General features: G+C 70.6%; 21 protein-coding genes and 1 riboswitch. Of the genes, 3 read left to right on the forward strand and 18 right to left on the reverse strand.

The genetic code is table 11. The features are described from left to right. Positions 1-29: 29 nt before the first annotated feature. Together LC039_RS16530 and LC039_RS16535 are read right to left on the reverse strand one after the other, a co-directional pair. Positions 30-917, reverse strand: a complete 888-nt coding sequence (locus tag LC039_RS16530; protein ID WP_226626470.1) for a hypothetical protein — start codon at positions 915-917, stop codon at positions 30-32. Positions 918-921: 4 nt separating this feature from the next. Continuing rightward, a complete protein-coding gene (locus tag LC039_RS16535; RefSeq protein WP_226626473.1) occupies positions 922-1,710 on the reverse strand; it encodes a hypothetical protein in 789 nt (262 codons plus the stop codon). A gap of 128 nt (positions 1,711-1,838) precedes the next feature. Between LC039_RS16535 and LC039_RS16540 the strand changes: the two genes are divergently transcribed. After that, positions 1,839-2,999, forward strand: coding sequence for an FAD-dependent oxidoreductase (locus LC039_RS16540; RefSeq protein WP_226626475.1), 1,161 nt, complete (start codon positions 1,839-1,841; stop codon positions 2,997-2,999). 18 nt (positions 3,000-3,017) lie between these two features. Here LC039_RS16540 and LC039_RS16545 read toward each other — a convergent pair whose 3' ends face one another. The 9 genes from LC039_RS16545 to cbiE form a co-directional block, all read right to left on the reverse strand. After that, positions 3,018-3,764 carry an SDR family oxidoreductase gene (locus LC039_RS16545; protein WP_226626476.1) on the reverse strand — a complete coding sequence of 249 codons (747 nt, stop codon included), beginning with the start codon at positions 3,762-3,764 and terminating at the stop codon, positions 3,018-3,020. Next, a complete protein-coding gene (locus LC039_RS16550) occupies positions 3,761-5,095 on the reverse strand; it encodes an FAD-binding oxidoreductase (RefSeq protein WP_226626478.1) in 1,335 nt (444 codons plus the stop codon). The genes LC039_RS16545 and LC039_RS16550 overlap by 4 nt, the downstream gene beginning before the upstream one ends. Then, the gene (locus tag LC039_RS16555; RefSeq protein WP_226626479.1) at positions 5,092-5,514 is read right to left on the reverse strand and encodes a GtrA family protein; all 423 of its coding nucleotides are present in this window, start codon (positions 5,512-5,514) and stop codon (positions 5,092-5,094) included. Before LC039_RS16555 ends, LC039_RS16550 begins: the two co-directional genes overlap by 4 nt. Next, positions 5,511-7,259 carry a UbiA family prenyltransferase gene (locus LC039_RS16560; RefSeq protein ID WP_226626481.1) on the reverse strand — a complete coding sequence of 583 codons (1,749 nt, stop codon included), beginning with the start codon at positions 7,257-7,259 and terminating at the stop codon, positions 5,511-5,513. Before LC039_RS16560 ends, LC039_RS16555 begins: the two co-directional genes overlap by 4 nt. 128 nt (positions 7,260-7,387) lie before the next feature. Beyond that, the gene (cobF, locus tag LC039_RS16565; protein ID WP_226626482.1) at positions 7,388-8,122 is read right to left on the reverse strand and encodes a precorrin-6A synthase (deacetylating); all 735 of its coding nucleotides are present in this window, start codon (positions 8,120-8,122) and stop codon (positions 7,388-7,390) included. A 121-nt stretch (positions 8,123-8,243) separates the two neighbouring features. After that, a complete protein-coding gene (locus LC039_RS16570; protein ID WP_226626485.1) occupies positions 8,244-9,548 on the reverse strand; it encodes a cobyrinate a,c-diamide synthase in 1,305 nt (434 codons plus the stop codon). Then, the gene (gene cobM / locus LC039_RS16575) at positions 9,548-10,336 is read right to left on the reverse strand and encodes a precorrin-4 C(11)-methyltransferase (protein WP_226626488.1); all 789 of its coding nucleotides are present in this window, start codon (positions 10,334-10,336) and stop codon (positions 9,548-9,550) included. Before cobM ends, LC039_RS16570 begins: the two co-directional genes overlap by 1 nt. After that, complete coding sequence (locus tag LC039_RS16580; protein ID WP_226626619.1) at positions 10,333-10,695, reverse strand: cobalamin biosynthesis protein; 363 nt, start codon at positions 10,693-10,695, stop codon at positions 10,333-10,335. The genes cobM and LC039_RS16580 overlap by 4 nt, the downstream gene beginning before the upstream one ends. Then, positions 10,692-11,888 carry a precorrin-6y C5,15-methyltransferase (decarboxylating) subunit CbiE gene (gene cbiE / locus LC039_RS16585; RefSeq protein ID WP_226626491.1) on the reverse strand — a complete coding sequence of 399 codons (1,197 nt, stop codon included), beginning with the start codon at positions 11,886-11,888 and terminating at the stop codon, positions 10,692-10,694. Before cbiE ends, LC039_RS16580 begins: the two co-directional genes overlap by 4 nt. On the opposite strand from cbiE, the gene LC039_RS16590 reads away from it, so the two are divergent. Continuing rightward, positions 11,887-12,633 carry a cobalt-precorrin-6A reductase gene (locus LC039_RS16590; protein WP_226626493.1) on the forward strand — a complete coding sequence of 249 codons (747 nt, stop codon included), beginning with the start codon at positions 11,887-11,889 and terminating at the stop codon, positions 12,631-12,633. The genes cbiE and LC039_RS16590 overlap by 2 nt on opposite strands. On the opposite strand, the gene cobJ is transcribed toward LC039_RS16590, so the two are convergent. The 7 genes from cobJ to LC039_RS16625 are packed head-to-tail and all read right to left on the reverse strand — an operon-like array spanning position 12,612 to position 20,637. Continuing rightward, entirely contained in the window at positions 12,612-13,358 is a 747-nt protein-coding gene (cobJ, locus tag LC039_RS16595) for a precorrin-3B C(17)-methyltransferase (RefSeq protein ID WP_226626496.1), read from the reverse strand. The two genes, LC039_RS16590 and cobJ, sit on opposite strands and share 22 nt — an antisense overlap. Continuing rightward, complete coding sequence (gene cobI, locus LC039_RS16600) at positions 13,355-14,095, reverse strand: precorrin-2 C(20)-methyltransferase (protein ID WP_226626498.1); 741 nt, start codon at positions 14,093-14,095, stop codon at positions 13,355-13,357. The genes cobJ and cobI overlap by 4 nt, the downstream gene beginning before the upstream one ends. Beyond that, on the reverse strand, positions 14,092-14,721 hold the full coding sequence (locus LC039_RS16605) for a precorrin-8X methylmutase (protein ID WP_226626501.1): 630 nt from the start codon (positions 14,719-14,721) through the stop codon (positions 14,092-14,094). The genes cobI and LC039_RS16605 overlap by 4 nt, the downstream gene beginning before the upstream one ends. 6 nt (positions 14,722-14,727) lie before the next feature. Continuing rightward, positions 14,728-15,849 carry a cobalamin biosynthesis protein CobG gene (locus LC039_RS16610; protein WP_226626502.1) on the reverse strand — a complete coding sequence of 374 codons (1,122 nt, stop codon included), beginning with the start codon at positions 15,847-15,849 and terminating at the stop codon, positions 14,728-14,730. Next, positions 15,846-19,160, reverse strand: a complete 3,315-nt coding sequence (gene cobN / locus LC039_RS16615; RefSeq protein ID WP_226626504.1) for a cobaltochelatase subunit CobN — start codon at positions 19,158-19,160, stop codon at positions 15,846-15,848. Before cobN ends, LC039_RS16610 begins: the two co-directional genes overlap by 4 nt. Before the next feature lie 14 nt (positions 19,161-19,174). Beyond that, entirely contained in the window at positions 19,175-20,230 is a 1,056-nt protein-coding gene (gene cobW / locus LC039_RS16620) for a cobalamin biosynthesis protein CobW (protein ID WP_226626506.1), read from the reverse strand. Continuing rightward, the gene (locus LC039_RS16625) at positions 20,227-20,637 is read right to left on the reverse strand and encodes a DUF1636 family protein (RefSeq protein ID WP_226626507.1); all 411 of its coding nucleotides are present in this window, start codon (positions 20,635-20,637) and stop codon (positions 20,227-20,229) included. The genes cobW and LC039_RS16625 overlap by 4 nt, the downstream gene beginning before the upstream one ends. Before the next feature lie 96 nt (positions 20,638-20,733). Continuing rightward, a riboswitch (cobalamin riboswitch) is annotated at positions 20,734-20,970 on the reverse strand. Between the two features lie 38 nt (positions 20,971-21,008). Between LC039_RS16625 and cobO the strand changes: the two genes are divergently transcribed. Next, entirely contained in the window at positions 21,009-21,620 is a 612-nt protein-coding gene (gene cobO / locus LC039_RS16630; protein ID WP_226626509.1) for a cob(I)yrinic acid a,c-diamide adenosyltransferase, read from the forward strand. The last annotated feature ends 262 nt before the right edge of the window (positions 21,621-21,882 follow it).

Raw genomic sequence — 21,882 nt, forward strand, 5'->3', positions numbered from 1 at the left:
GGGATGGGCGGCGTTGCGTGCGACGTGGCCTATCCGCGGCGCCACAGGCAGCGGAGCCACCACCCGAGGATCAGCACCAACCCAACGTAAGACGCGTAGTCGCGCAGCCCGCCGTGGTGCGCATGCGATGCGCCGATCACGACCGTGCCCGGGTCGGCAAAGAGCCCCCGCACCGAAAAGCGCCCCGGCTCATCGGGGAGGTTGCCCTCGAGCCCCAGGCTCTCACCGGTCCATAGCTGCAGGTGGAGGCCATCCGCCTCCGCGCTGACCCGCCCGCGATCGACCTCGACCTGCCGGCCGGCCCGAGTTTCGACCTGCCGCAGCGTCTGGGTGAAATGCACGTCGGCACGCTCGGCCGCCGCAAGAAACGGCAGCGGCCCCGCAAGGTAGGCCACCAGCGCGACGGGCGCGAGCAGCGCGCCCGCCCCCCGTGGCCACCTCAGGTCGGCACCGCTCATCGGCAACCGGAAGACTGCAAAACCCGCGACCGCGAGCCCGAGGAGGGTCAACGCGCCGCTGGGCCAGTCCTCGGGCCAGAACAGGCCAAAATTCAGCAGTTCCCAGTTCAGCGGCGCGAACAGCACGACACCGTTGGCCCATTTCGTCTGCAGCGCATCAAGCAGCAGGTGCAAGAGACTCCCGCCGGCAAGAAGGGCAAAGCTGCGCAGCCAAGCGCGACTGAAGGCCGCCAGCGCCATCGACAGCAGCAGGCAGAAGACAAGCGAGCTCTGCACCACGGCGTAGAGGCGCAGGTCGATCGGATCGACGCCCGCGGAGAACGCCCGCACGATCCGTTGGCCGATCCAGGGCAGGTCCGGGATGATGCAGGCCAGCCAGACCCATTTCACGTCCGCATCGCGCAGCAAGCCGCGACTGATCAGCGTCTGAACCCCGATATGTCCAAGCGTGTTCGGCACGGGGTCAGCTCCAGCGCTTGCGCCATTGCATCGCAACCTGCTGCCGCAGGAATTGCGGGCCCGATGCAAGGCTTCCATAGATGTCCGGCGAGGCGGAGGCGCCGCAAAGCCGTTCGGCGATGCCACGGAAACTCAGGTCGGTGTAGGGCACATCGTGCAGAACGATGCCGAAGCGCCCCGGGTCAATGTCGCCCCGCCGCAGCGGCAGCGGGTCGGTCCCCGCCAGCACCCGCCAGCCCTGTGCCTCGGCGCTCGCAAAGCGCGCCGGGCGCGGCAGGATCGTCGGGCGCACGCCGCTCTCGGCCAGGAACACGCCGGGCTGGCCCCTGCGCGCCTCGATGAGGCGGTCGATGCAGGCGCCGCGCGCGCCGTGCCACTTGCCGACACCCCAGGGCAGCACCGCCAGCGCGCCTTCGGCAACGACCGCGTCGATCACCTCTTCGGCCGCCTGCCCCTCGGCCGGCGCCGCGCGCAGTCCGATCCCCAGGACCTCCAGCCCTTCGCGCGTCACGATCTGCCGGCCGGCGACCAGCAGCAGGTGCGTACCGTCCAGATGCACGGCCTTGCGGGTCACCGCTTCGAGGGTCTCGCTCACCTGCCAGTCGCCATAAGCGCCGCGCAGCGTGCCGAAGACCTCGAGACCGCTGTTCTCGACGATACAGAGCACGCCTCGCTGCCGACTGCCCGTCACCGCGGCCATGTGATGCGCCGCGCTGGAGAAGCAGCGCTCGATGCTGAACCCCGGGTAGAGATGCACATGCGTGTCGACGGGAAGGCGGGCAATCTGCTGCATTTGGGTACGCGTGCCTCAAAAATATCCTATGATAGGTCAATCACTTGCGGTCTGGCGTCGCAGGCATTGCGCCGCGTAGGCGGTCGGGTATTCTCACTCCGTCGACGCTTCCGCAGAGAGACGGCAGCATGCAGAATGAGACCTTTGACTTGATTGTCGTCGGTGGCGGCATCCACGGCTTGATCATCGGCCTCACGGCGGCCGAGGCGGGCCATCGCACCCTGCTGCTCGAGCAGCGGCAGCTCGCAAGCGACGCCTCGGGCGGATGGTTTCGGATCCTGCATGGCGGTCTGCGCTACCTTCAAAATCTCGACCTGCCGCGGTTCCGCGCTTCGCTGCAAGACAGCCGCTGGTTCCTGCGCGAGTTTCCCGAGCTGGTGGAGCGTCAGAAGTTCCTCATGCCGCTCTACGGTCAGGGGCTGAAGCGCCCCGCCGTGTTCCGCCTCGCCTTTCAGCTTGAACGGATGCTCGGCCCGGACCGCAACCGCGGCGTTCCCGCCGCCAAGCGCATTCCGCGCGGCCAGGTACTTGCCGCCGAGGCGACGGCCCGGCTGTTTCCCGCAGTCTCCCGCGACGGGCTGCAGGGCGGCGCGCTCTGGGAAGAGCTTGTCGTGCCGGGTAGCGATGCGCTCATCGCCGCGATGGCGGCGCGGGCGAGGGTCGCCGGACTGGCGATCCGCGAGTACAGTGAGGTGACGCATCTGGTCAGCGCGCAGGGGCGGGTTACCGGGGTGCGCGCGGCGGGCACCGAGGTCAACGCTGCGAAGGTGATCCTCGCCGCCGGCCCCGCGAACAGTGTGCTGACCCGGGCCGTCGATCCCGGCGCCGGCACCAAGCTGGGGTTCCCGGCTCTCGCGTTCAATCTGCTGCTCGACCGCCCCTGCCCCGCGACGACCGGCCTGTCGCTGGCCATTCCCGGAAAAGCCGGCGGGATGATCTTCCTCTACCCCATGGACGGCGGCTGCTTTGCCGGCACGGCCTACCAGCCGTGCCCACGGGGCACGCTGAGCGGCTCGGTCCCGGCGGAGGCCATCCGCGACTTCCTCGCGCAGTGCAATGCCGCCTGTCCAGAGCTCGGCGCGCGCGAGGACGACGTGCTTTCGGTGACCAGCGGGTTGCTGCCGGCGGCCACGTCCGGCGATGTCGATTTGCTCGACCGGGACGTGATCCATGATCACGGCGCGCACGGCGGCCCCAAGGGGCTGATAAGCCTGACAAGCGTCAAGTTCACCACCGCCCCCAGCATTGCGCGGCGGGTGCTTCACAGGGCCTTCGGCACCGGAGGATGACTGCGCGCCCGACATGTCTCAAAGCTGGGTTTTCTTGAAGATCGGTTCGGGGATATTGCGGATCACCGCCATGATCAGGGCCCAAATGCGGCGGACGTAGATCTCGTTCCGCCGCCGCGCCACGGCCCGGAAGATCGCCTCGGCCACCTCCGCCGGGGCGGCGGTCAGCCGCTGCGGCAGGTCCATGCCCTCTGTCATCCGCGTGTCGACGAAGCCGGGCTTGACGGTCAGCACATGTACCCCCTTTCCCGCCAGGCGGTTGCGCAGCCCCGACAGGAAGGCGGTGAACCCCGCCTTGGCAGAGCCGTAGACGTAGTTCGACGCCCGTCCCCTGTCGCCGGCCACCGAGCTCACGCCGACGATCACGCCGCTGCCCTTGCCCGCCATCAGCTCGGCGAAATGGCCCAGGATCAGGGCCGGCCCCTCATAGTTGGTGCGCATCACCAGCGTCGCCGCATCGAGCGAGGCCTCGCTCTCCGCCTGGTCCCCCATTGCGCCCACCACCGAGATCACGATGCCCGGCGGCGGTGACAGCTGCGCGGCAAAATCCGCCATGGCCGCGGTGTCGAGCACGTCGAATTCCGCCAGGGTCACCTCCACGCCGTGACGCAGCGCGATGTCCGAGCGATCCGCGTCGAGCTCGGCGGCGCGCCGGGCGGCGAGGATCACCGGGTGCTCCGCAGCGGCGAACCGGTGGGCGATGGCAAGGCCGATATCGCTGCGGGCGCCAAGAACGAGTACCGGTACAGAAGTCTCACTGGTCATAGCAAAAGCCTATTCGATTGGCCGGAGGCGAAGGCGCGATCCAGGCTGGCCTCCTGGCGCATGGCAACAAACTCGGCGGCGCGCGGGTCGGCGGCATGGAAGGTGCGTGCCGGCAGCCGGGCGTCCTTCGCAAGATAGAAGCGCCCGCCATGCTCGAGGGTGATCCGGTCCAGCCGGTCGAGCAGCGCAAGGGTCGTTGGGTTGGCGGGAAAATCAAGCGCCAGCGTGTAGCCTTCCATGGGGAAGGAAAACCGGCTTTCCTGTGCACCGAGCCGCTTCAGCACCGCCAGGAAGGAGCCTTGCCCGGCACGGGCGGTCTCGGTCAGCAGCGCGGCCAGGCTCCTCTCAGCCCCGTCCAGCGGCACCACGCACTGGAATTGCACAAAGCCGCGCCGTCCGTAGATGCGGTTCCAGCCCAGGATCGCGTCGAGCGGGTAGAAATAGGTATCCCAGTCGATCAACGTCTCGGCGGGGCCCCTGCACCCCTTTCGCCAGTAGAGCGCGTTGAACGCCCGCACCGTGTGCCGGTTGAGCGCCTTGGCCGGTGCATCGAACGGAACGCGGCGCTTGCGCTTGAGCGGGCTGCTCAGCGGCGCGGCGCGATATGCCGCGGGCAGCTCATCCGCCTCGGCGTGCTCGCCCAGCATGACCAGCGAGCGGCCCAGGGCCGCGCCCGAGGCCAGGCAATCGATCCACGCCACGGAGTAGGTTGCCTCCTGCGCGCCTTCGAAGGCGTCGATCGCCGCGCGCAGGTTCTCGGCAACGATCGTCCGCTGCCGGATCCATGCGCTTTGCACCGGGCGCAACCGCAGCGCGGCGCGCAGGATGATCCCGGTCAGCCCCATGCCGCCGAGTGTCCATTCGAAAAGCTGCGAGTTGTCGCGCCGGCTGACGCGCTTAACCGCGCCGTCCGGCCCCATGAGATCGAGCCACTCCACGAAGCTGCCGAAGGCCCCGTCCCGGTGGTGGTTCTTGCCGTGCACATCCGAGGCAATGGCGCCGCCCAGGCTGACGAACTTGGTGCCCGGCGTCACCTGCAGAAACCAGCCGCGCGGCAGGAAGGCATCAATGATGTCGGCCAGCAGAACGCCCGCTTCGGCCACCAGCACGCCACTGTCGGGATCGAAGGACAACATCCGGTTCAGGCGGCGCATGTCGAGCGTCGCGGCGCCGCCGACTGCGCTGTCGCCATAGGCCCGGCCGTTGCCCCGGGCGATCACGCCGCCATGGCCGGCCAACCCGGCCAGTTCCTGCGCATCGCGCGGAGCGGACACCATGCAATGCTTTTGGGGATACCGCCCCCAACCAGAAAGAACCTGTCTGTGCATCATGCCGGTCGCGCTACCGCCCCTTCGGTGAAGACAAACCGACGGTCGAGCCGGTACTTGACGACATACCCCACCGCAAGGCCGAGCACCGCGCCCAGTTCGCGCATCGTGTCGGTCCCCCAGAGCAGCCAGAACAGCGTCTCGGTGCCCCAGAAGATCGCCGTGGTGACGAGGCCCATCGCGGTGTAGAGTGAGAATTTCCGCCCGTGCGCGGCGAGCCCGCCCGAGTAGTCCGCGAAGATCCAATGCTTGTCGAGAAGGTACTTGATGACAAGCCCGGTGAGCGTGCCCAGAAACACCGCCGCGGCATAGGCCCCCGGTTGGTCGCTGCCGGCGAGCACCAGGCGTTGCATGCCCAGGTTCGCCAGCGTCGCGACCACTGCAAAGGCGCTGTAGCGCAGGACCAAATGAAGCGGGCTCATAGCACGGCCCCGACCATGGCCAGCACGAAGATCAGCAGCACGCAGACCAGCGAGACCCGGTCCTTGGCGGCGAACACCACCGGGTCGTCCTGCATCCAGCCGCGATGGGTGATCATCACGGTCCGGCTGATCCAGAACAGCAGCACCAGGCAGATGCCCCAGAGCGGCGCCGTCTCGCTGTAGAGTTTCCGCACCGCGTCGGTGTTGAGGTAGAGCGCCATCACGAGCACCGAGATATAGCCCGAAGACACCGCCATGTTGGCAACGATCGGCGTGTCCGTCGTCCGGTAGCCGCGCCCATGCGCCTGATCCTTGCCCTCCGCCGCGCCCGAAACCAGCTCGGCCTGGCGCTTCACCGCTGCGAGCGAGAAGAAGAAGAATACCGAAAACGCCAGCAGCCAGACCGACAGCGGGATGCCCGTTGCCACACCGCCGGCGATGATCCGCAGGGTGTAGAGCCCGGCCAGGGTGCAGACGTCCACCACCAGCTTTCGCTTCAGCACCAATGAATAGGCCGTGGTCATCGCGAAATAGAAGCCCATGACCGCGAGGAAGGCCGGGCCGAGCACCGCCGCGATGCCAAAGCCCGCCGCCATAAGCGCCGGCGTCATCACCGTGCCCCACGACAGGGGCAGGCGACCCGAGGCGAAGGGCCGCTTGCACTTGCGCGGATGCGCGCGGTCCGAGGCAAGGTCCAGCAAGTCGTTGAACAGGTAGACCGACGAGGCGATGAGGCTGTAGGAAATGAAGGCCAAAGCCGCCTGCCCGAAGGTCCAGAGATCGAACTGATGCGCCGCCAGGAGCGGCAGGAAAATCAGCGCGTTCTTCAACCATTGATGCGGGCGCAGCGCTTTCATCGCGGCGACGCCGTAGCCTTGATCGGCCGACCCCAGATGCTCGACCTGCGCGTTGCCGCTTTCCACGCGGTCGGCAAGGCTTGCAGGCACATTCACGGTGATCGCCTTGGCCGCGACGTTCCACACCGCGACATCCGCCTCTGAATCGCCGACATAGGCAAACCGGCCCGGGCCGTAGAGTTCGATGAGGCGCTGCGCCTTGCGATCGCCCTTCAGGTTTTCCTGCCCGTCGGATCCGTAGACTTCATCAAAGAGCCCCAGGTGCGCCGCAATGCGCTCGACCACCCGTCGGTCCGAGGCCGAGACCAGCGCCGTGCGCCCGCCGCGGCGGCGCCAGTCCTCGACATAGGCAATCACGTCTTCATTGTAGGGCAAAGAGGCCGGATCAACCGGACCAAGGGCGTCGAGCTGTTGCTTGAGCGCGGCGCGGCCCTGCGACAGGGCCGAGATCGCCGGGAAGAGATTGAGCCAACGCCTCGAAATCGCGGACCAAAAAGTCTCGAACAGCATGTCTGTTCGGATCAGGGTCCGGTCCAGATCCACGACAAGGATCAAATCCTCGGCCGCGACTCGGAATTCGCGCGCATCGTCCATGAAAATCTCTCGCCAAAATGAGTTAAAAATCAGTATTAAAGAATTGGTCAACAAATGCCGCCCGAAATCCGGGTTATTGAAAATTCTCAGAGATATGTGGTCTCTGGGCAAGAGCTTTGACCCGGCCCGAGGGCCATCACGTTCAAAAACACGCAGAAAGCCCACAAACAGGGCGAGACCGGGGCCATGACCCATGCCACAAGCCATGATCCGGTCGGCGTCGAAGGCGAAGATCGTCCCGGCGCGGGAAGCGGACGGTTGCAGGGGCCGGTGTCGGCCACCGTCGATGTTCACAATGGATCACGAGACGTGCACGGGAGCATAGAGGGCCATCGCGGCCGACCTCTTACGCAGGCAGAAGTCCCGGCGCTCGGCGACACTGATCGGGCTAAGAACGCCTGGTCCGGCGACCGCGACCAGTCTCACGCGCCCTGACGGATAAGATAGGTGTCCATGATCCAGCCGTGCCGGGCCCGCGCCTCGGCGCGTCGGGTGACGATCTTCGGCCCGGCCTCGGCCAGCGGGCCGCTCTCTAGCACCTGCTCGGGCATGCCGAGAAAACCGCCCCACCAGATGTGCCGCCCCTTGGGCGCCAGCGCCTGAAAGCTGCAGTCGCCGTCGAGCATCACCACAACCGTCTCGGCCCCCGCCGGCCATCCATGATCGCGCAGGCGGCGCCCCGTGGTCACCGTGACCGCGCCGTTCACCGTGTTGAACGGAATGGCATGCGCCGCCGTAAGCGCCTGCAGCGCGGTGATCCCCGGCACGACCCTAAGCTTCGGGACCGGCGCCAGCCGCGCCGCGATGCGCAGGGTGGAATCGTAGAGACCGGGATCGCCCCAGACCAGCAGCGCCACCGGGCCATCGGGCGCCTCGGTCAGCGCCTCCTGCCAGCGCCGCGCGATCGCGTCGTGCCAGCGTTCCACCCGTTCGGCATAGGGCAGCGCCGGGTCGCGCAGGGGCATGTCAAAGGGGATCACCTTTGCCGCCGCACCCGCCGCGCGCAGGATGGCAAGGCGCAGATGCGCGAGGTCTTCCTTGCCCGCGCCCTTGCGCGGGATCAGCACCGCCGCGGCCCGGCGCAGCGCCTCCGCGCCTTCCAGCGTGACGTGTCCGGGGTGCCCCGTGCCGATGCCGACCAACCAAAGCTCGCTCATCGCGGCCCCGCCCCATCCCGGCCCGCGGGCATGAAAGCACCGCCGCCGGGATAAGCCGTCCGATCTGCCGCCTCGCCCTTCGTACAGCGAAGGCAGAACCGGGCGTGGCCGACAAACCCGCTCATGACTCCTCCTGCGAGATGAGGTGAAAGAAGGTCCCCGTGGCACGGCCCCGGCGCGAGCCGGTTTCGGGAACGGCCTTGCCGTCGGCGTCGGTCACATCGGCAAGCGGCGCGTCGGGCTGTTCGAGGATCGTGGAATAATGGAATTCGTGCCCGCGCAGCATCACGCCGGGGGCGACACCCTGCAACGGCCCGCGCAGCGCCGCCCGGCGATAGCCGAGGTGCAGCTTCCGGGTCTCGTAGCTGGTCACAAGCCCGAGCAGCCCGGCCATCTCGTGCCGCGCGCCCTGCTTGTCGATCAGCGCCGCGCCGAGCGCCATGTAGCCACCGCACTCGCCATGGACGGGCCGGTCCTGCGCGTGGCGGCGCAGCCCGGCGCGGAACCGCTCCGCCGCCGCAAGCCGCCCTGCGTGCAGCTCGGGGTAGCCGCCGGGCAGCCAGACCAGATCGGCCTGCGGGTCCGGCGGCTCGTCCGCCAGCGGCGAGAACGGCCGCACCTCGGCTCCGGCGGCGCGCCAGCCCTCGAGCAGATGCGGATAGGTGAAGGAGAACGCCGCGTCCTGCGCCAGGGCGATGCGCTGCGCCGGAGGTCGCGGCAGCGGCGCCGTCGCCGGCAGCGGCGCCCCGGCGGCGGCGGCACGGATGGCGTCAAGGTCCACATGCGCGCGCAGGAAGGCCGCGTAGCCCGCGATAGCCGCCTCGAGGTCGGGATGCTCGACCGCCTGGATCAGCCCAAGGTGCCGCTCGGGCAGGGTCAGATCGCCGCGCCTTGGCAGCACCCCCAGCACCGGCAGCCCCGCGCGCTCCATGCCGAGCCGCGTCAGCCGCTCGTGCCGTGGCGAGGCGACACGGTTGAGGATCACCCCGGCGAAGGGCAGATCCGGCATGTACTGCCGGAACCCCAGTGCCGTCGCCGCAGCGCTCTGCGCCTGCCCGCCGACGTCGAGCACCAGCACCACCGGCCAGCCCATGCGCCGCGCCGTCTCGGCGCTGGACCCGAAACCCGACTGCCCGCGCGTCGCCACCCCGTCGTAGAGCCCCATCGAGCCTTCGGCGACGCAGATCTCGGCGCCCTGCGCCTGCGCCGCCACCGCATCCAGCAGCCGCGGACCCATCGCCCAGGTATCGAGGTTGAACGACGCCCGCCCGCATGCGGCGCGGTGAAAGGCCGGGTCGATGTAATCGGGGCCGGACTTGAACGGCTGCACCGCCAGCCCCGCGTCCGACAGCGCCCGCAGCAGCCCCAGCATCACCGTTGTCTTGCCGGTGCCCGAAGCGGGGGCAGAGACCAGGACCCCGCGCATCAGTCCTCACTCCAGCCGGCCCAGGGGCTGGTCGCATCTTGAGGTCGATAGCGCCGGTCGTAACCGGGGGCATAGAGGCAGCTCTCGTCGAACCCCTCGCCCGCCAGCGCCGGGCCGACGAGGATCAGCGCGGTGCGGCTGATGCCGGCATCCATGCGGGCCTCGATGTCGGCGAGCGTGCCGCGCAGGATGCGCTCATCCGGCCAGCTCGCCCGCCAGACCACCGCGACGGGGCAGCCCGCGCCGTAGAACGGCGTCAGCTCGGCGACCACCGCCGCAAGGTTCTGGATCGACAGGTGCAGCGCCAGCGTCGCGCCAGTGGCGGCGAAATTGGCCAGCGTCTCGCCCTCGGGCATCGACGACGCCCGCCCCGGCGTGCGGGTCAGCACCACCGACTGCGCGAGCCCCGGAAGCGTCAGCTCGGCACCGAGCGCAGCAGCGGCGGCGGCAAAGGAGGGCACGCCGGGCGTAACCGAAACCGGGATGCCGAGCCCCCGCAGCCGCCGCAGCTGCTCTCCCATCGCGGACCAGACCGACAGGTCGCCCGAATGCAGCCGCGCCACGTCGAGGCCCCGCGCATGCGCCGCCTCGATCTCGGCGACGATCTGGTCAAGGCTCAGCGGCGCGGTGTTCACGATCCGCGCACCCTGCGGGCAATGGGCAAGCACCGCCTCGGGCACCAGCGAGCCGGCGTAGAGACAGACCGGGCAGGCCGCGATCAGGTCGCGCCCGCGCAGGGTCAGAAGGTCGGGCGCGCCGGGACCGGCGCCGATGAAATGAACGGTCATGAGGGGTCTCCTGTGGCGATGGCGCAGGTGGCCATCCGGTCGGCTGAAATCACGCGCGGGCCAAGCAGCCGCGCGCCGGGGCCCGCTGCCGCAAGCGCCGCCGCCTCGGCAAGGCTGCCGGTGCCGCGCGCGCGCTTTGCGGCGGCGGAGCGGGTCAACGTGGGCTGCGCGGCCAAAGCGCTTTCCGACAAGCCGAGAACCGGCAAGCGAAGCGTTTCGGCAAGCGCGCGGAAGGCGGCGGTCTCGGTCTTGTCTCTGGCGGTGGCCAGCGCCTCCGCCCCGCCACCAGCGCGGGCGTAGGCCTCCGCGAGGCTTTGCGCGCTGGCCCCGCTGCGAAATCCGAACCCCGCGACGATCACAGGCTCACGCTCCATTGCACGATCGGGCGCGCCGCGGCCCAGCCGGTGCGCGGCCCGAGCGGCGCGGCGTGCGCCAGCTCGATGCGCAGCAGCTCGCCGCCGTGCTGCGCCCGCGCGCCCAGAAGCAGCGCCTCGGTCTCCAGCGTCACGGCATTGGCCACCAGCCGCACGCCCGGCGCCAGTTGCGCGAACAGCCAGCCCAGCAGCGCCGCATCGAGCCCGCCGCCGACGAACACCGCATCCGGGGGCGCCAGCCCGGCGAGCGCCCCCGGGGCGCTGCCGGTCACCACGGCCAGCCGGTCCATCCCGAGCCGCGCGGCGTTGGCCTCGATGCGCCCCGCCCGCTCGGGGCGCGGCTCGATGCTGGTGGCGCGCAGCGAGGGGTGCGACAGCAGCCATTCCAGCGCGATGCTGCCCGAACCGCCACCGATGTCCCACAGGTGCTCACCGTGGCGCGGGGCCAGCGCCGAGAGCGTCAGCGCCCGCACGGGGCGCTTGGTCATCTGCCCGTCGCTCTGGAACCAGTCGTCCGCGCGGCCCGAGGCCAGCGGCAGCGCCGCGCCGCCGCCCTGCACCTCCAGCGCCGCGCAGACCGGATGGGAGAACGCCCCCTGCAGGCGATCGGCGCGGACCGCCGTCACCCGCTCGCGCGGGCCGCCGAGCGCTTCCATGATCCAGAGACGCGATGCGCCGAAACCGGTCTCACAGAGGTAGCCCGCCAGGCCCGCCACCGCCGCGCCATCACGCAGCGTGACCAGCGCCCGCCGGGCCGGCGCCAGATGCGGCCGCAATCGCGCCAGCGGCGCCGCGTGCAGCCCGAGGCAGAGCACCTCCTCGAGCGCCCAGCCCAACCGGCTGGCGGCCAGCGCAAAACACGACGGCCCCGGCAGGGCACGCCATTCCTGCGGCGCCAGGTGCCGGGCCAGCACCGAGCCTGCGCCGAACCAGAACGGATCGCCCGAGGCCAGCACGACCACCCGCCGCCCGCGCAACGCCAGCAGCTTGGGGAGGCCCTCGGCAAAGGGCACGGGCCAGGCCACCCGCTCGGCACCAGCCTCCGGCAGCAGTGCCAGGTGCCGCGGCGGGCCGATCACCACCTCGGCCTCGGTGAGGGCCGCAAGGCTTGCGGAGCAGAGCCCTTCCGCGCCATCTTCCCCAAGACCCAGGATCGTCACCCAAGGAACGTCAGACATGCCCCGCCCCCTCATTCTCGGAGGCACGACCGAAGCTGGCGTGCTCGCGGCCCTGCTGGCCGAGGCGCAGGTCGAGGCCACGCTGTCGCTCGCCGGGCGCACCCGCCACCCCGCCGCGCAGCCGCTGCCGACGCGGGTCGGCGGCTTCGGCGGGGCCGAGGGGCTGGCGCGCTACCTGAAGGACCAGCGGATCACCCACGTCGTCGACGCCACCCATCCGTTTGCCGCGCAGATGAGCCGCAACGCCGCCGAGGCCTGCGCGGTCCTGAGGCTGCCGCTGATCGCGCTGACCCGGGCCGCCTGGCAGGCGCAGCCCGGCGACCGCTGGCAGCATGTGCCCGACATGGCCGGCGCCGCCCGGGCGCTGGACCGGCCCGCCACGCGGGTCTTCCTTGCGGTGGGCCGGATGCAGCTTGCCGCCTGCGCGGCGCAGCCCCAGCATCACTACCTGCTGCGCCTCGTCGACGCACCGCAGGCACCCCTGCCACTGCCGCAGACCGAGGTCGTCGTGGACCGCGGCCCGTTCACCGCCGAGGGGGATCTTGCGCTTATGCGGCGGCACGGCACCGAGATCGTCGTCGCCAAGAATGCCGGGGGCCCCGGCGCCTTGTCGAAGATCACCGCCGCGCGCGCCCTGCGCATCCCGGTGATGATGATCGACCGCCCCGCCCTGCCGCAGCGCCCCGAGACCCATGACCCGGCAGAGGTCTTGCGCTGGCTCGCTCATGCCGACCTCGGCGTGTAGACGAAGGGCGCCCCGGCGCGCGGGATCACCCGCGTCCGCGACGAGCCGACGATAACCACGGTACGCATGTCCGCCATCTCGGGGGTGCACTCGGGCAGCGGCACGACGCTCAGCGCCTCGTCGGGGGTCGAGACCGCCCGGGCGAAGATCACCGGGCGGGCATCGCCGCAGGCCTCGGTGAGCACCGCCAGCGCGCGGGCAAATCCCTCGGGACGTGCCTTCGAGCGCGGGTTGTAGAAGGCCATGGCGAAATCCGCCTCGACCGCGAGCCGCAGGCGCTTCTCGATCAGCGTCCAGGGCTTGAGGTTGTCGCTGAGGTTGAGCGCGCAGAAATCATGCCCCAGCGGCGCCCCCGCCCGCGCCGCCGCCGCGAGCATCGCGGTGATCCCCGGCAGCACCGAGATCTCGAGCCCGCGCCAGGCAGGCGGGCCGGCCTCCAGCGCCTCGAACACCGCCGCGGCCATGGCGAAGACGCCGGGATCCCCCGAGGAGACCACCACCACGCGCCGCCCCGCCGCGGCCAGCTCCAGCGCGTGCCGGGCGCGCTCCAGCTCGACGCGGTTGTCCGAGGCGTGTTTCACCAACCCGGGGCGATCCGCGACGCGGGCGACATAGGGCAGATAGCCGATCACATCCGTCGCCTCGGCCAGCGCGGCGCCGGCCTCGGGCGTGACCAGGCGGTCGGCCCCCGGCCCCAGGCCCGCGATGACGAGCCGCCCGCTCATGGCCGCCGCCCCTGGCCGTGCACGACGATGATCGAGAAATAGGGGGTCACCCTGCGCTCGGCCTCGGCCAGGCGCTGCACGGTCTGCCCGGGCATCGAGGCGAACTCGATCAGCCAGGCCGCGTCGTAGCGCCCGGCGCTCTGCAGGGCCCGGCACACCTTGTCGATATTGCGTCCGATCTTCATCACCACCAGCGCGTCGCTGTCCGCCATCCGCTGCGCCAGCATCTCCTCGGGCAGCGTGCCCATGAGCACGGTCAGCACGTCGTCGCCCCAGGTGATCGGCGCGCCGGTCGCGGTCCAGGCCGCCGACATGCCGGTGATCGCCGGAACCACCTGCACCGGCACCTGATCCACCAGCCGCATGTAGAGGTGCATGAAGGAGCCATAGAAAAACGGATCACCCTCGCAGAGCACGACCACGTCCTCGCCCGCCTGCGCGAGGGCGGTGAGCCGCGTGGTGCATGCTTCGTAGAATGCGGCGAGCAGGCGGTTGTACTCGGGATCCGAGACCGGGATCTCGGTGGTGACGGGATATTCCATCGCGTGTTCCTGCGCGCCCTCGGGGATCAGCCCCTGCGCGATGCGCCGTGCCTGCCCGGGCCGCCCGGCCTTGCGGAAGAAGGCCACATGCCGCGCGCCGCGCAGCAGCCGGTCGCCGCGCACGGTCATCAGGTCCGGGTCGCCCGGGCCGAGGCCGACGCCCCAGATCGTGCCCGTTTCCACCTCGGCGCTCATTCGGCGCGGCTCGCGATGGCATTGACCGCCGCGACGGTGATCGCGCTGCCGCCGAGCCGCCCCTCGACGATGCAGCAGGGCGCCGGTTGCTCGGCCCAGAGCGCCGCCTTGCTCTCGGCGGCACCGACGAAGCCCACCGGGCAGCCGATGATCGCGGCAGGGCGCGGGCAGGCCGGATCCTCGAGCATGTTCAGCAGGTGAAACAGCGCGGTCGGCGCGTTGCCGATGGCCACCAGCGCGCCCTGAAGGTGCGGTCGCCAGAGCTCGAGCGCGGCGGCCGAGCGGGTGTTCGCCATCTCCTGCGCAAGCCCCGGCACCGCCGGATCCTGCAGGGTGCAGATCACCGCGTTGCCCGCGGGCAGGCGCGACCGGGTGATCCCCTCCGAGACCATGCGCGCATCGCACAGGATCGGCGCGCCGGCCTCCAGCGCGGCGCGGGCGCGGGCGGCGAACCGCGCGGAGAAGCGGATGTGCCGCTCCAGTCCGACCATCCCGGCGGCGTGGATCATCCGCACGGCGAGCTGTTCCTCGTCGCGCTCGAACCGCGCAAGATCGGCCTCGGCCCGGATGGTGGCAAAACTCTCGGCGTAGATCGCCGCGCCATTGGTCTGATAGCTGTGGGGCATGGTGGTCTAGGGGACTCCGATTGCAAGGTCGTCGGGCGTCAGCCCGGTGCGGCAGGGGGCATCCCCCGCGCAGCCATTTTCAATGAGGTCGAAACGCCCGTCGCGCCCGACCAGCGTACGGCGCGCGGCGCGCCGGCGGGCACAGCCCTTGGCGCAGCCCGAGACGTGCAGCGTGCCCTCCAGGCGCCTCGCCAATGCGCGCGCGAGCGGGCGCGTCTCCACCGTCGCCGCGCTGCAAAGCGGTGCGCCCGGGCAGGCATCGACGGCAAGAAACGGATCGCCCGCCGCGGTGACAAAGCGCCCCGGCCCCGGCAGCGCGCCGCCTTCGAGCAGGAGCATCCGCCAGGGCGTGAGCCGGATCGCAGCCGCGCCGCTGGCCGTCAGCACCTCTGCCAGCGCCGCCGCATCAAGCTGGCCGAAGGCGGCGCCGATCAGCGCCCCCTCCGGCCGCAGACCCGGCTCCGGGAGGTCCGCAGCAGGCAGGGGCGGCACCACGTTCCAGCCGCGCGGCAGGACGGACCGCGCCAGCACGCCCGCCATGCGGCGGCGCTCCGGCGTGCGGTGGGCGTCGAACCAGCGCACCATCTCGAGCAGCGCCGGGATCGCCTCGGCCTCGGTCACCGCGCGTCCCGCCGCGGCGCCATCGGCGCGCAGGATCAGCCCCGAGGCTGAGCGCTCGAACCGGAAATCCGCCGAAGCCCCTCCAAGCAACGGCGCCGCGCCGGTGTCGACGGCAAAGCCGACCTTGGCGGGCAGATCGGGCATGTCGGGCAGCGCCGCCGTCAACGCCCGTGTCAGGCGCACGGTCAGATCCTCCGCCTGCCAGAAGGGCGACACGAGGATGTTGCGCCGCCGTTCGGCCTCCGCGCTCGCGTCGAGCAGCTCGAGCGCCGCGAGGCCGTCCAGCAGGCCGGCATGGGCCGCCTCGGACACGCCCCTGATCTGCAGGTTCGCGCGGCTGGTCAGGTCGATCACACCGCTGCCGTGAAACTGCGCCAGCGCGCAGAGCCCCAGCGCCTGCCGCAGACCCAGCCGCCCCAAACGTGGGCGCACGCGGACCACCAGCCCGTCGCCCGACAGCATCGGGCGGTGCGCGCCGGGGCACCAGCCCTTGACCGCGCCACTCATCGGTCCTGCTCCAGCGTCGCGCGGATTGCGTTGCGGCGGCTGACCCAGAGCCCGGCATCGAGCAGCGCCCGGAACCGCACCCGCAGCGCCTCGAGCGCGGCGGGATTGGCCTCGGCCATGAAGGCGGCCACCTCTTCATCGCCAAACGTGGCGTCGAAGTAGAGATCGAACAGATGCGGGCCGACCACCCCCGCGAGATGCGCGAAGGCCGCCATGTGATCGAGCGTCGCCGCGATCTCGGCCGCTCCGCGGAAGCCATGCGCGCGCATGCCGTCGATCCAGCCGCGAGACCCTGCCCGCGCCAGCACGGTACGGGCGATTTCTTCGGTCAGCGCCCGGGCGCGGGGGCGCGCGGGGTCGGTGTTGTCGAGATGATAGAGACGCGCCGCGCCGCCGGTGATCGCCTGGGCGGCGGCAAAGCCTGCCTCATGCGCGGCGTAATCGGCGGCAAGCAGAAGGTCGGTTTCAGGCAAATCCTGGCTGTGCACGAAGACGTCGGCCGCGGCGACACGCGCCCGCAGCCCCGCCTCGTCGGGCGTTGCGCTATCGCCGTCCAGCGCCCAGGCCGAGGCCGCGAGCCAGGCCTCGCCCGCCCGCTGCCGCCCGGTGGCGCTGTAGTCCTCGAGGGTCTCGGTCATGCCCAGCCCGAAACTGCCCGGGCGCGGCCCGTAGACCCGCGCGCCCTGCTGCCCGGCATAGGGGTTGAAATCCGGCGCCTCGTCGCGCGCCGAGAGCGCCCGCACCGCGCTGGCGAACAGCGCCGAGAGCGTCGGGAAGACGTCGCGGAAAAGCCCCGAGACGCGCAGCGTGACGTCGATCCTCGGGCGGTCGAGCTCGGCGATGGGCAGCACCTCGATGCCGCTCACCCGTTCCGAGCCCGCATCCCAGACCGGGCGGCAGCCCAGCAGGTGCAGCGCCATGGCGAAGTCCTCGCCCGCGGTGCGCATCGTCGCCGAGCCCCAGAGATCGACCACCAGCCCGCGCGGCCAGTCGCCTTCGTCCTGCAGGTGCCGCCGCACCAGCTCCTCGGCCAGCCGCACGCCCTGCGCGTGGGCGGCCCGGGTCGGCACCGCACGCGGATCGGTGGTGTAGATGTTGCGCCCGGTCGGCAACACATCGGAGCGCCCCCGGTAGGGAGAGCCTGAGGGCCCCGGCGCGATCCATTTCCCGTCCAGCGCAGCAAGCAGAGCGGCACGCTCGGCGGCCACCGAAGCGACGGTGTCGAAGGGAGCGCCCGGCCGCGCCGGGCGCCCCCAGACGTGCAGCCCCTCGCCGAACTGGCTTTCCTTCACGTCGCAGACGAACCGGTCGATGCGGGTGATCGCCTCGGCGCTGCAACCGGCGGCCTCGAGGCCCAGGTCGTCCTCGACCCCGAGGCTGCACGCCTCGAGCCGGATGTCTTCCTGCAGGCGGTCGCGGCGGCGCGGGTCGAGCCCGTCGGCATTGGAGAACTCGTCCAGCAGCGCCTCGAGCCGCGCCAGCCGCAGCGGCGTTCCGCTGGCCTTCAGCGGCGGCGGGATATGCCCCAGCGTCACCGCGCCGATACGCCGCTTGGCCTGTGCCGCCTCGCCCGGGTCGTTGACGATGAACGGGTAGATCACCGGCAGCGCCCCGGTCAGCGCCTCCGGCCAGCAGGCCTCCGACAGCGCCACCGACTTGCCCGGCACCCATTCCAGCGTGCCATGCGCACCGATGTGCACCAGCGCATCCACCCGGCTCTGCAGCCAGAGATAGAAGGCGACATAGGCGTGGCGCGGCACCCGTTGCAGGTCATGGTAGTCGTCCTCGCGGGCCTGCGGCGTGCCGCGTTCGGGCTGCAGCGCGACGAGCACGCGGCCCTGTTGCACCGCGGCGAAGTCGAAGGCGCCGTCCCTGACGGCGGGGTCGTCTTCCGGCTCACCCCAGGTGGCGAAGAGCGCTGCACGCGCCGCCTCCGGAAGCCGCTGCAGCGCCGCGAGATACTCGGGCAGGGGCCAGCGGAGCGCGCGGGACTGCAGCAGACCCGGCAAATCCCCGGGCGTCTCGGGCACATCGTATCCCGTCGCCCGCAGGTCCGAGAGGATCGCGCGGGCCGAGGCCGGCGCGTCGAGCCCCACCGCGTGGCCCATCTGCCAGTCCTTGCCGGGATAGGTCGAGAGCACCAGCGCCACGCGCCGCTCCGCCGCCGCCAGCCCGACCAGCCGCAGCCAGCCGGACACCCGCTCTACCAGCGCCGCGATGCGGCCCGCATGCGGGCGATGCAGCACACGCGAGAATTCCAGCGCGGGATCCCGCGCCCCGGCCTGCTTGAACGAGATCACCCCGCCGCTGAGGCGCCCATCGACCTCGGGCAATACCACGTGCATCGCGAGGTCGGCGGGCGACAGGCCGCGCTCGGCCTGCTCCCAGGCAGTGCGGGTCGAGGTCGCCAGCGCGGCTTGGAACACCGGCACCCCGGCCACGTCGAGCACCGATCCGCCACCGGCGCCTCGGCCGGAAAAGGCCGTGAGATTGACGATGGCATCGGGGGCAAGACCCCGCACCGCCGCTCGCATGGCCTCGGCCAGGGCGGCATCCTTGAGCGACGGCGCGAAGAGGCCCGTGACCTCCGCCCCCTCGGCGCGGAAGGCGGCAAAGAGCGCCTCGACCGGCGCCATGTCCGCAGCGACCAGATGGGCACGGTAGAACACCACCAGCAGCCGCCGACCTGTCATCTTACCCGAACCGCTCCGGGGGTCTCGCGAGGTGGCAGGCCGCGCCACCGCGGGCGAGAATGCCCCCTCCTCGGGCGTCCAGAGGCCCCAGGCCGGTAGGCCCTTCGGGCCCGGCACCGGCCCCGCAGAGAGCCCCGCCGCCAGCGCCATCTGCGCCAGTGCCCCCTGCGCCGCCGCCACCCCGCCGGCATCGCAGAGCTGGGCCAGCCGCCGCAGGGTCGAGACCGGCAGGGTCGAGACCGCATCGAGCTGCGCATCCTCGCGCCCGTCCGCCGGCAAGACCGCCAGCGCGATGCCGCGCCGCTGCGCCAGCGCCCGCAGCTGCGTCAGCCCGTAAGACCAATAGGCCATCCCGCCGATCAGCCGGATCAGGATGCCCTTCGCCCCCTCGAGCGTGCGCTCGACGTAGGTGTCGACCGACAGCGGATGTTGCAGCGCCGCGAGGTTGGCCAGCCGCAGCTCTGGCAGCCGACCCCCGGCGCGATGCCAGGCCTCCGCGAAGGCCCCGAGATCGCTGTCGGAAAACGACAGCACCACCAGATCCGCCGGGCTCTGCCCGAGATCGGCCGGCGTGGCGCTTTCCTCCAGCCCGTGGCTCTCGCGGAAGATGACATGCATGGCGGCCCCCGGGTCTATTCGACGGGCTGGCGCGCTGCGGCCAGCGCGGCCTCGATCACGTCGCGGCGGATGTCGTCATGCTCGGCGATCACCACCAGCCTGCCCTGCCGCGCCTCGCCCGGCTGCCAGGGACGGTCGAACTGCTGGCGCACCCGCGCGCCCACCGCCTGCACGAGCAGGCGCAGCGGCTTGCCCGCCACGGCGGCGTAGCCCTTGACCCGCAGGATGTTGTGATCGCGCGCCAGACCCTCGATGGCGCGCACCAGCGTGGCCGGATCCGCCAGCTCGGGGATGTCCACCACGATCGACTCGAAGTCCTCGTGGTCGTGATCATGCGGCGTGTCGTGATGGCTGGGGCGCGCGTCCATGTCGTCCTCGGCGGCGGCCTCGAGTCCGAGGATCACCCTCGGATCGACGACACCCTCGGCCACCTCGATCACCGGGATCGGGCGCGGCGCCTCGGCGGCGATGACCGCTTTGGCCTTGGCGATGCCCTCCGGCCCGGCAAGGTCGGGCTTGGTGAGCAGCACGATATCGGCGCAGGAGATCTGATCCTCGAAGACCTCCGACAGCGGGGTCTCGTGATCGAGGCTGTCATCCGCGGCGCGCTGCGCGTCGACCCGCGCCACGTCGGGCGCGAAGCGGCCCGCGGCCACGGCCTCGGCATCGGCCAGCGCGATCACCCCGTCGACGGTGATGCGCGAGCGGATGTCCGGCCAGTCGAAGGCCTTCAGCAAAGGTTTCGGCAGCGCCAGCCCCGAGGTCTCGATCAGGATGTGATCGGGGCGCGGCTCGAGCGCCATGAGCGCCTCGATGGTGGGGATGAAATCATCGGCCACGGTGCAGCAGATGCAGCCGTTCGACAGCTCCATTATGTTCTCGGCCGGGCAGTCGGGGATGGCACAGCCCTTGAGGATCTCGCCGTCGACGCCGACGTCGCCGAACTCGTTGACCACCACCGCGAGCCGCCGCCCGCCGGGGTTCTTCATCAATTCGGAGATCAGCGTGGTCTTGCCCGAGCCGAGAAAGCCGGTGATCACGGTGACGGGCAGTTTCGACAGGTCGCTCATGTGTCGCTCTCCTGAAGCGGATCGGGAAACTCGGCAGGGGGGATGCGCGCCACGCAGTTGCGCTTGAAATGTTCGGGCCGCTGCCGCCACGGGATCAGCCCGTCCGGCGCCGCGTGGTAGGCCCGCGCGCCGTCGAGCAGCACCCCGGCCAGATCGGTTTCAAGATTGCCGTAGACATAGGTCCAGCGCCCCGCGCCGCGCAGCGCCACGGTGCAACCGGCATCGCAGTTCTGCAGGCATTCGACCGCGCGCAGCCGCACGCCCTCCGGCGCACCTGCCGCTTCCAGTGTGTCGTAGAGTCGGCGCCCCGGGCGCAGCGCGTCGCCCTCGCCAGTGCCCTTGGGCCTGCATTTCACGCAGATCAGCAGCTCAGCCGCCGGTTTGGACGCGCATCGCGTTTCGGTCATCTCCCGCCCTTTCCGACCGGGGGCGCGTCATGGGCAGGAAACAGCCTCCCGCCGAGCGGGAAACATGCGCCAATGCCCGGAACACCCCGTCCGGCCTTCGTATTGTCTCACGCTGGCAGGTCTCCCGGCTTGCGGAGTCAGGACGGCGCATGCCATCCAGCGGTCACCCTGCCTTCCCAGCCCATTCGGGCCAGTGGCACCCCGCGCAGCGGCGCGGAGGTTTGGGCGACCTCTCCGGTCACGGTCGCGGGGGCGGCTGCGCTTGGCCTCTTGCGAGACGTACGCATTCCCTTTTCACCCGTTTACACGGGCACCAGCGTGATGCCAGATGCGCCCCAAATCCGATCCTTGTCAAGCAAAGGAGCGTTTCGATGCGCGACAACCTCGAAACTCGCCACACCGAAAAAATGAAGAAGATCAAAGCTGCGCGCGACAGGATGATGGCAAAGAAGACCGAGGAGAAAGGGCTGATCATCGTCCACACCGGGACCGGCAAGGGCAAGTCGTCCTCGGGGTTCGGGATGATCATGCGGTGCATCGCCCATGGCATGCCCTGCGCCGTCGTGCAGTTCATCAAGGGCACCTGGATGACCGGCGAGGCCGAACTGCTGCGCACCCGTTTCGCGGCGGAATGCCGTTTCTTCGTCTCAGGCGAAGGCTTCACCTGGGAGACCCAGGACCGCGCCCGGGACATCGCGGCAGCGCAGAACGGCTGGAAGATTGCGCAGCAGCAAATTCTCGACCCCGAGGTGCAGTTCGTGCTGCTCGACGAGATCAACATCGCCCTGCGCTACGAGTACCTCGACATCGACGAGGTGGTCGACTTCCTGCAGACCCGGAAGCCGCCGATGACCCATGTCTGCCTGACCGGGCGCAACGCCAGGCCGGAGCTGATCGAGGCCGCCGACCTCGTCACCGAGATGACGCTGCTCAAGCATCCGTTCAAGGAAGGCGTCAAGGCACAGAAAGGCGTGGAATTCTGACCCGTCCGGCGCCGGCAGTCCCGAGGCTCGCGCGGGGTCGGGGCGCCGTTCGGGCGCGATGACCTGCCCTGCGCCGCGCTCGCCGTCGGCGTGGCGCGGAGAGTCTCGGGCAACCCAGATCTGCCCCGTGCCAGCGCACCGAGCACCGGATCAGAGCCGATGGCTTGCGCGCCCGGCAGCAGGGAGACCTCGCCTGGCGGTTCGCAGCCCGCGCCGCACCCCTGATGAGATTTCAGGCACCCGGGAAATCCCGGCCCAGACT

This window comes from Alloyangia pacifica (assembly GCF_020524285.1).
Lineage (GTDB): Bacteria > Pseudomonadota > Alphaproteobacteria > Rhodobacterales > Rhodobacteraceae > Salipiger > Salipiger pacificus_B.